Origin of the sequence: Mycobacterium sp., from assembly GCF_049585075.1 — a bacterium.
GTDB lineage: Bacteria > Actinomycetota > Actinomycetes > Mycobacteriales > Mycobacteriaceae > Mycobacterium.
The window spans coordinates 1-9,563 of sequence record NZ_JBAUZA010000291.1 but is presented as its reverse complement, the minus strand read 5'-3'; the positions used below and the strand labels follow the sequence as shown (position 1 = coordinate 9,563).

Annotated in this window: 8 protein-coding genes; 3 read left to right on the top strand and 5 right to left on the bottom strand. The window is 63.8% G+C overall.

What is annotated here, in order from left to right:
* A partial coding sequence (locus tag WB785_RS14315) for an AMP-binding protein (protein WP_424079994.1) occupies positions 1-1,096 on the bottom strand: 1,096 nt, incomplete at its 3' end.
* Positions 1,097-1,143: 47 nt separating this feature from the next.
* On the opposite strand from WB785_RS14315, the gene WB785_RS14310 reads away from it, so the two are divergent.
* Positions 1,144-2,376, top strand: a complete 1,233-nt coding sequence (locus WB785_RS14310; protein ID WP_424079993.1) for a DNA polymerase domain-containing protein — start codon at positions 1,144-1,146, stop codon at positions 2,374-2,376.
* Between the two features lie 16 nt (positions 2,377-2,392).
* On the opposite strand, the gene pstA is transcribed toward WB785_RS14310, so the two are convergent.
* From pstA to WB785_RS14290, 4 genes are all read right to left on the bottom strand, one after another.
* Positions 2,393-3,247, bottom strand: a complete 855-nt coding sequence (gene pstA / locus WB785_RS14305) for a phosphate ABC transporter permease PstA (RefSeq protein WP_424079992.1) — start codon at positions 3,245-3,247, stop codon at positions 2,393-2,395.
* Between the two features lies 1 nt (position 3,248).
* Positions 3,249-4,265, bottom strand: coding sequence for a phosphate ABC transporter permease subunit PstC (pstC, locus tag WB785_RS14300; RefSeq protein WP_424079996.1), 1,017 nt, complete (start codon positions 4,263-4,265; stop codon positions 3,249-3,251).
* 63 nt (positions 4,266-4,328) lie between these two features.
* On the bottom strand, positions 4,329-5,444 hold the full coding sequence (gene pstS / locus WB785_RS14295) for a phosphate ABC transporter substrate-binding protein PstS (RefSeq protein WP_424079995.1): 1,116 nt from the start codon (positions 5,442-5,444) through the stop codon (positions 4,329-4,331).
* 4 nt (positions 5,445-5,448) lie between these two features.
* Positions 5,449-6,315 (bottom strand): ATP-binding cassette domain-containing protein, encoded by an 867-nt coding sequence (locus tag WB785_RS14290; RefSeq protein ID WP_424079991.1) that lies wholly within the window; start codon positions 6,313-6,315, stop codon positions 5,449-5,451.
* A 145-nt stretch (positions 6,316-6,460) separates the two neighbouring features.
* On the opposite strand from WB785_RS14290, the gene pstS (WB785_RS14285) reads away from it, so the two are divergent.
* Positions 6,461-7,573 (top strand): phosphate ABC transporter substrate-binding protein PstS, encoded by a 1,113-nt coding sequence (gene pstS, locus WB785_RS14285; protein ID WP_424079990.1) that lies wholly within the window; start codon positions 6,461-6,463, stop codon positions 7,571-7,573.
* Positions 7,574-7,590: 17 nt separating this feature from the next.
* Positions 7,591-9,501 (top strand): serine/threonine-protein kinase PknD, encoded by a 1,911-nt coding sequence (locus WB785_RS14280; protein WP_424079989.1) that lies wholly within the window; start codon positions 7,591-7,593, stop codon positions 9,499-9,501.
* Positions 9,502-9,563 lie beyond the last annotated feature (62 nt).

Here is a 9,563-nt window from a genome sequence, read left to right as displayed (position 1 = left end):
CCGTTGAGCCGTACATGTTGTAGATGACGGGACCGAAGTCCTTCAACGTCCGCTCGGCCACGTCGGCGCCCAGCGCCGAACCGGAAACGAAGATGATCCGCAGGCTCGACAGATCGGGCTTCTTGTCCATCTTTTCCAGCGCATCGAGCATCCGCGACAACATCACCGGCACCACCACGACCGCCGTCACCTTGTGCTTCTCGATGTCTTCCAGCACCTGCGGCGGCTTGAACTTGTTGTGTAGCACCAACGTCGAGCCCAAGAACATCCCGATGGTGGCGTGCAGAAAACCAAGGGCGTGGAACATCGGCGCCGGCAGCGACGTCACCTCGTTGGCCTTGAACGGCACGTGCGACAAGATGCCGCCGATCGGCGCCAACGACGGCGGAGTACTGCGGTTTGCACCCTTGGGCGTGCCGGTGGTGCCGCTGGTCAGGATGATGATCGACGAGTGCTTGCTGGCCTTGGGAGCGGGCGACTTGCTGTTGGCGGCGACCAGGTCGGCCAATGTCTCGTCGTCGCTGCCTGAGTCGTCGCCGTCCGGCGTAAAGCCTAGGGCGCGCAACTTGCCCAGCGGCGGGTCGGCTTTGCTGACGTCCTTGGTGTACTCGTCGTCGTAAATGATCAACTTGGCGCCCTCGCGCTCGGAAACCTCTTTGATTTGCGGGCCGGAGAACGAGCTGTTGAGGAGGATGATGCGGGCCCCGACTCGCGCGCAGCCGAATTCCGCAATGGCAAACCAGCGGTGGTTGCGCGCCAGGATCGCTACCCCGTCGCCGCCGCGCACACCCTTGGCCAGCAGGCCGTGGGCCACCGCGTTGGCCGCCTCGTCGAGTTCCTGGTACGTCAGCGAGCCCTCATCGTCGATGATCGCCTCGCGGTTGGGTGTGCGCCGCGCGTTAAACGCGGGCAGCATGCCGATTTCGCCCCATTTGCGAATTTCGGCCGCCATCGCGGCATAGTTCAGCGGCGGCTCCAGGCGGAATGCTCCCGACTCGATAATCTTGCGGAGGTAATGCAGTTCAGCCACCCCACGCTCGGCATACTGCTGAACCTTGGCCGCTGCTTGCCCCGGGATATCGAAGAGATTAGGCATAACGTCACCCTATGTGACGCGCGTCTCGGTTTTTCGGGGAAATTACGATGAACAACATGGCGCCTCCCGTCGCACTCGACGTGGACGGGCGCCAGGTCGAGGTCACCCATCCAGACCGGGTGATATTCCCCGATCCCCGCCACACCAAACTGGATCTGATCCGCTACTACCTGGCCGTCGCCGACGGTGCCTTGCGAGGCGTGGCCGGACGTCCGATGATCCTGAAGCGTTTCGTCAAGGGCATCGAGCAGGAGGCGATCTTCCAGAAGCGCGCGCCTGCCAAGCGGCCGGACGGGGTGGACGTCGCCGAGCTGCGCTATGCGTCCGGCACCTCGGCCGCCGAAGCCGTGCTGCACGACGCCGCTGGTTTGGTGTGGGCGATCAATCTGGGCTGCGTCGACCTCAACCCGCATCCGGTGCTCGCCGACGATCTCGACCATCCCGATGAGCTGCGAGTCGACCTGGACCCGATGCCGGGTGTCGGCTGGCAGCAAATCCTCGACACCGCGCTGGTGGCCCGCGAGGTGCTGGAGGACCACGGGCTGACCGCGTGGCCGAAGACGTCCGGTTCGCGTGGTTTCCACATCTACGCACGCATCGTGCCGGGCTGGTCTTTTCGGCAGGTGCGGCTCGCTGCCCAAACAGTGGCTCGGGAAGTGGAGCGACGCGCCCCCCAGCTGGCGACCAGCCGTTGGTGGAAAGAGGAACGCGAGGGTGTGTTCGTCGACTTCAACCAGAACGCCAAAGACCGCACGGTCGCATCGGCGTATTCGGTGCGTGCCACGCCGGATGCGCGGGTGTCGACGCCGCTGCATTGGGATGAGGTCGCCGGCTGCGACCCGGCCAGCTTTACCTTGGCGACCGTGCCGGAGCGGTTCGCCGACATCGGGGACCCGTGGGCCGGGATGAACGACACCGCCGCCGGACTCGAGCGACTGCTCGCGTTGGCCGAGGAACTCGGGCCCGCAGAGAAGGCGCCGAAAGGGGCGCGCCGCGGCGCGGGCACCGGCCGCCGCCAGTCGGTGATGCCGCTCATCGAGATCGCCCGCACCAAAACCAAAGACGAGGCGATGGCTGCCCTGGACACCTGGCGGGAGCGCTACCCCGCCGCGGCGGATCGCCTGCAGCCGGCCGATGTGCTGGTCGACGGCATGCGTGGACCGAGTTCGATCTGGTACCGGATTCGGATCAACCTGCAGCACGTGCCCGACGACCAACGGCCGCCCCAGGAGGAGTTGATCGCCGACTACAGCCCGTGGCCTACTCCGCCCACGCGTTGAGCCCCGCCGCCAAATCTCACGCCGATTCTGAATGCCGCCGCGCGAACCAGGTGATCAGCCGCCCCAGGATGATCAGCAGCAGCAAGAACACGATCAGCAAGAAGGCCGCGTCATACGACAAGTCCAGTGCTGATTTCGATGGCAGGTTGTAGAACGTCCAGACCGGATACGTCAGGTAACCGACCGGTGAGTCGGTAAGTTTGCCGCTCGGAAGGGAATCCGACCAGCCGGCGGTATACAGCATCGGGGCCGTCTCACCGATCGCCAGGGCGAGCGCCACCAGCATGCCGGTGACGATTCCGGGTAGCGCCGACTTCAGCACGATCTTGCGCAGCGTCCAAACGACCGGCAGCCCCAGCGCCGTTGCCGCTTCCCGGTATGCCGTCGGCACTTGACCGAGCGCCGACTCGGTGGCCTTGGCAATGTACGGGATGCTCAAAACCGACAGCGTCAAGACCCCGGCCGCCAGCGAGAACCCCCAGTCGAAGTACACCACCAGCGCCAGGTAGCCGACGTATCCGAGCACGATTGATGGGATGCCGGACAGCACCTCGTAGGCACCGCGCAGAACCGAACGCGTTCTGCCGGTAGCGAATTCGGACAGGTAGAGTCCGGCCAGTACACTGATGGTCCCCCCCACCAGCATGACCCCCAGGCCGAGGACCAGGGTACCGACAATGGCGTTGCGAAGACCGCCACCGCCACCGTGAGAGTCCTCGACCAGCACGCTCCAGTGGAACACCGGCAATGCCCGGCCGACGACCCCGATCAGCATCCATAACGTCGGTGCAATGACCATTGCCAGACAACAGAAACATGCCGTCCACCACAGCGCGTTTGCGGTTTTGCGCCGAGAGGTTGCCGACCACATCTCAGATACCTCGTCCGACTGGTAGCGCGGTACCCGACGCGCGGCGCACCAGCGCACGGGCCAACATATTCGTCAGCAACGTGATCACCATCAGCACAAGACTTGCCTCGGCAAGGGTCTTGACTGCGAAGTTGGTGGAATCGGTCAATGCTGAATCCAACTGCGACACAACGGTTGCGGCGATGGTCGTCATAGCCGAATAGATATTGCCTGGCATTGCACCCAACTCCGCACCGGAGACCATGGCAACGGCCATCGTCTCGCCCAGCGCGCGTCCCAGTCCCAGCACGACGGCGCCGACAATGCCGCTGGATACCCACGGCAGGGTGACTCTGCGCGCACACTCCCAGTCGGACATGCCCAGCGCGATCGCACCTTCGCGGGGCAGCGGCGGCACTTGCCGGATCAGATCGCGGCAGGTGCTGGCGATGATCGGAATGATCATCACCGCCAGCACCAGACCGGACACCAACAGACCTTCGCCGTTTCCGGTGTCGCCACGGAAATAATTGAGCACCGGGACATTCGGCGCATTACGCGCGATCACAGGAGCGACGTGGTGCGCAATGTACGGCCCGAAAGTCATTGCCCCCCAGAGGCCGACGACGACACTGGGAATGCCGGCGAGCAATTCGAGCACCATGCCGACAGCCGAGGCGGCGCGCTTGGGTAGCCGTTCCACAATCGCCAACGCTGCCCCCACAGACACCGGTACGGCGATGACCAATGCGATCGCCGAGCTCGCCAATGTGCCGACGATCATCGGCAATGCGCCGTAGTACGCGCCAATCGGATGTGGGACACCGTGGCTGACTTCGGTGTTGCCGTAGAGATTTCCGGGGTTCCATTCGACGGCGGTGAAGAAGTGCAGCCCGTTAATCCTGATCGCGCCAACCGCCTCGATGACCAGCGTACCCAGCACGAACAGCAGCGCGAGCAGCGGGATCACCGCACTCATCCCGCCAATCCACCGCACGGCAAGGTCGCCGCGGCTCACGGCACGGATGCGGCCAAGCATGCGCGATAGCACTAGCGGGTCGGCCGGCACCCGCTGTCGGACGGCAAGCATAACCGCGACGAGTTAGCTTGTGATGTTGGCGATTTGGGCCTCGGATTGCTTCTCCACCGACGCCGGCAGTGGTTGGAAGTGAACCTTGTCCAGGAACGAGGGGCCGTTCCCCTCGGTCAGCACCCAGTGCAGAAACGCCTGCAGCGTCTGTGCGGTAGCGGCATCCTTTTGGCTGCCGTAGACAACGGCGTACTCGTAGTTGACGATCGGGTACCCGTTGGCGGCGGGTCCATTGATCAGTGAGACCACTTGGTTTGCCGGGGTTTGTGAAGCGAACCCGGTGGCCTCAGCCTGAATGCTCTGGGCATCCGGCAGCAGATACTTGCCGGAGGCATTGCCGAGTTCGGCTACGCCAAGCCCCTTTTGGCTGGCCTGGTCCAGATAGCTGATGCCGATGTAGGCCACGCAGCCGGGAGTCTGTGCGCAGCCGGTTACCATGCCACCGGCGCCGTTCTCACCGAGCGCGCCCGGCACCGCGGGGAAGTCGACGGTGGTTCCAAAACCGGGCGACTTGCCCCAGCCGTCGGGGTCTTGCTTCGACAAGTACTGGGTGAACACAAAGGTATCGCCGGCGCCGTCGGAACGGTGTAGCGGAACCACCGGGATGTCCGGCAAGTTCACGCCGGGGTTGAGCGCGGCGATCTGCGGGTCATTCCAGGTTTTGATCGTGCCTTCGTACATGGCCGCCAGCACTTTGCCGTTCAGCTTGAGATGCTCGCTGACACCCGGCACGTTGTAGTGGACCTCCTCGGCGGCGATGGCCAAGGCGATGTTCATCAGCCCCTTGTGGGCGGAAATCTGACCCTCCGACAGGTAGGCGCCGGAGGCGCCGATGTCGACCGCCCTGGCAATTGCCTGGGAGATCCCCGCGCCCGACCCGGTGGCCGCGGTCGTGATCGTGACGTTCGGGTATTTCGCCTGGTAAGCCGGAACCCACGCATTCATCAGCGGGTACAGCTCGGTGGCACCGGTCTCCGACAACGCGACCTTCGAGGTCGCGGGGGTCGTCGCGATACTGCCGGTGCTAGCCCCAGGGTGGGACGAGCCGCCGGTCGAATTCGAACCGCAAGCCGCGGCGACCAGGACTAATGGCACCGCAACCAGCAGGGTTCGCAGAGAGATCTTCACGGCCTCACTCACCTTTCTTTCCCTCATTGGCGTCTGTGGCCCCAACGACCACACCCAAAAGATGGCGGTCGCCGAACAGTCCAGAGACGTAGCGGACGGTCTCGGCATGCTTCGGCGATAAAAACAGCTGTTCGGTGGGCCCGTCCTCCAGCAATCTGCCGTCAAAGAACAAGGCGGTCCGGTCGCCGATCCGGGCGGCCTGGGCAAGATCGTGCGTCACCATGACCACGGTGAGCCGGTTGGCCAATGATCGAATGAGTACTTCGATTTTCTCGGTCGTGGACGGGTCCAACGACGAGGTGGGCTCGTCAAGCAGCAGGACCTCCGGGTTCACCGCGAGCGCGCGGGCCAGGCACAACAATTGCTGTTGACCACCAGAGAGCCGGAATGGTGAATCACCGAGCCGATCCTTAACCGCATCCCAAAGTCCGACCTCCGCTAGGCGAGCCTGCGCGACACTCTTAAAGTCCTTGCGGGACACAAGTTTATGTGCGCGTAGACCCGCAACGACGTTGTCCAAGATCGACATCGGGAATGGATTGGGGCGCTGGAACAGCATGCCGACCCTGCGGCGAAATTCCATCAGGTCTTGGCTTTTGAAGATGCTGCGTCCGCCCAATAGGACATCACCGCTGTAGCGGTATCCGGACACCTTGTCGTTCATCCGATTCAGGGTGCGCAGGAAGGTCGTCTTACCGGACCCGGTTGGTCCCAGCAACGAGGTGATGGAGCGAACGGGAAAGTCAAGGCTTACGTCGTCGAGCACCGTTGTGGCACCGAATCCCAGGGTAAGGTTCACGGCACGGATGGCCGGAGCCGCGACATCAGCATCATCGGCACCGGTTTCGGCGTCGAGCTGTTGAAGGTCCATTAACACCTGATGCTACTTCCTGACGCCGTACTCGGAGCCAAACGCTATTAACGCTCCGTTCCTTTCCAAGCCTTTGTATATTCACGGTGGGTTCACCAGTCGCGACATGAGAATGTTGGTCACCCCGGCCCTTGAGAGGAGGTCCGTGAAGTCCAACCGATCTGCCGTTGCGCTGGCCCTACTGGCCGTCAGCGCGCTGGTGTTATCAGCGTGCGGTGGCAGCACGAACACCTCGTCATCGTCATCGGGATCCGCTACCGGGTCAGTGCAATGCGGCGGCAAGAAGAAGCTCAAGGCCAGCGGCGCGACCGCACAAGAGAACGCGATGGAGCAATTCGTCTACGCCTACATCCGTGCGTGCCCGGGCTACACGCTGGACTACAACGCAAACGGCTCCGGCGCCGGGGTGAAGGATTTCGTCAGCAACGAAACCGACCTGGCGGGCTCCGGCGATCCGTTGAACCCATCGAAGGGCCAGCCCGAACGGGCGACGCAGCGGTGCGGTTCGCCGGCGTGGGACCTGCCGACGGTGTTCGGACCGATCGCGATCACCTACAACGTCAACGGGGTGAGTTCGCTGAATCTGGACGCGCCGACTGCCGCGAAAATATTCAACGGCGGCATCACCACGTGGAACGACCCGGCGATAGCGGCGCTCAACGCGGGCACCAACCTGCCCTCCACGCCCATTCACGTCTTCTTCCGCAGCGATCAATCCGCTAACTCAACCAACTTCCAGAAATACCTCGATTCCGCATCCAACGGTGCGTGGGGTAAAGGCAGCAGCCAGACGTTCCAAGGGGGCGTCGGCGACGGCGCCGCCGGGGACAACGGCACTTCGGCGGCGGTGCAGAACACCGACGGCGCGATCACCTACAACGAGTGGTCCTTCGCGGTGGGCAAGCAGTTGAACATGGCCCAGATCATCACGTCCGCGGGCCCCGACCCGGTGTCGATCACCAAAGACTCAGTTGAAAAGACGATTGCCGGGGCAAAGATCACGGGGCAGGGCAACGACTTGGTCGTGGACACGTCATCGTTCTACAAGCCGACGCAAACCGGTGCATATCCGATCGTGGAAGCGACTTACGAGATCGTCTGCTCGAAGTATCCGGACGCCGCGACCGGCGCGGCGGTAAAGGCATTTATGCAGGCCGCCGTCGGTCCGGGCCAAGACGGTCTAGACCAGTATGGATCCATTCCACTGCCGAGCTCGCTCCAATCCAAACTCGCTGCGGCAGTGAATGACATCTCCTAGATGAAGGGAACTCGACGGTGACAGAGGGTGGGTCGGGTTCGCGCGCGGAATCGTGGTTTGGGCCCTATCGCCTGATACGGCTGCTGGGCCGCGGCGGCATGGGTGAGGTCTATGTGGCCGAGGACACCCGTAAGCGCCGGGTGGTGGCGTTGAAGTTGATCTCGCCGCAGTATTCCGACGATCCGATGTTTCGGACCCGGATGCAGCGTGAGGCTGATTCGGCGGGGCGGTTGACCGAGCCGCATGTGGTGCCGATTCATGATTACGGCGAGATCAACGGGCAGTTGTATTTGGATATGCGGTTGATTGAGGGCACCGACTTGGCCACCATGCTCAAACGGGGTGGGCCGTTAAGTCCGCCGAGGGCGGTCGCGATCGTGCGTCAGGTGGCCGCGGCGTTGGATGCCGCGCATGCGAGCGGGGTTACGCATCGTGATGTGAAGCCCGAGAACATCTTGATCACCGGCGATGATTTCGCGTATTTGGTGGATTTCGGCATCGCGCGAGCCGCCAGCGACCAGGGGCTGACGCAGACCGGGATGGCGATGGGAACCTACAAGTACATGGCTCCCGAGCGGTTTGGCGCAACTGAGGTGACTTACCGGGCCGATATTTATGCGTTGGCCTGTGTGTTGTGCGAATGCTTGACCGGGTCGCCGCCGTATCGGTCCGACAGCATCGAACGGGCGATCGCAGCGCATATCACCGAGCCGCCCCCGCGGCCTAGCCAGTTGCGACCGGGAAGTGTTCCGGCTTCCCTCGACCAGGTAATCGCCAAGGGGATGGCCAAAAAACCCGAGGAGCGTTACCGCAGTGCCGGCGAGTTGGCCAATGCCGCCCTGGATGCGCTGACCGCGCCCGACCAGCATCAGGCTGCCGCGATTTTGCAGCAAGGTGAGAACGCCGGCGAGACGATGGCTCGTCCGGTGCCATCCGGTACCGGCGCCCAGCATTTGCCCCCGCCCCCCGGCGTCCCGCCCGCCGGAAGGCTTGCTGGCCCAGCGGTATTCAGCCAGCCGCAGGGACAGCAACCTGATTTCCGGCCCAGCTCACCCGAGCGCCGCAGCAGACGCAAGCTGTGGATCCTCATCGCCGCGGCGGTGGTGCTTCTGGTCGCCATGGTGGGGTACCTGGTGTGGCCGCACCCCTCATCGACGCCAGCGTGCGGACAGACCGTGCTGCCGTTCAACGGCCTCGACTTCCGCCTCTCCCCGGGCGGCGTGGCACTGGACTCCACCGGTGCCGTGTACGTAGCCAGTGAGGCGATGTTTGGTCGGGTGGTGAAATTGGCTCCCGGGACGAGCACCCCGACGGTGCTGCCGTTCACCGGCCTGTATCAGCCGCAGAGCGTCGCGCTGGACCCCGCCGGCGCGGTGTATGTCACCGACTTCAACAACCGCGTCGTCACGTTGGCGGCCGGGTCGAACACCCAGACCGTGCTGCCATTCGCCGGGCTCAACTACCCGGAGGGGATAGCGGTGGATTCCACGAGCAGCGTGTACGTCGCCGATCGGGGCAACAACAGGGTGGTGAAGTTGGCGGCCGGGTCGAACACCCAGACCGTGCTGCCGTTCACCGGGCTCAACAACCCCGACGGCGTGGCGGTGGACGGCGCCGGCAACGTCTACGTCGCCGACACCGACAACAACCGGGTGGTCAAGCTGGAGGCCGGGTCGAACAACCAGACCGTGTTGCCGTTCACCGGGCTAAGCGTGCCCTGGGGCGTGACGGTAGACGGCGCCGGCAACGTCTACGTCACCGAACACGACGCCAGCAATGTTCTCAAGCTGGCGGCCGGCGCAAACGCCCCAACCGTATTGCCGCTCACCGGCCTCAACACCCCCCTAGCGGTCGCCGTGGACAGCGCCGGGAAGGTGTACGTCGCCGACCGTGGCAACGACAGAGTGGTGAAGTTGTCGGTGTGCTGAGATCTAGGCAGTCGGCCGCCGAATCGGCCGCGACGCAAGCGATTTTGCGCTGTAGGCTCACG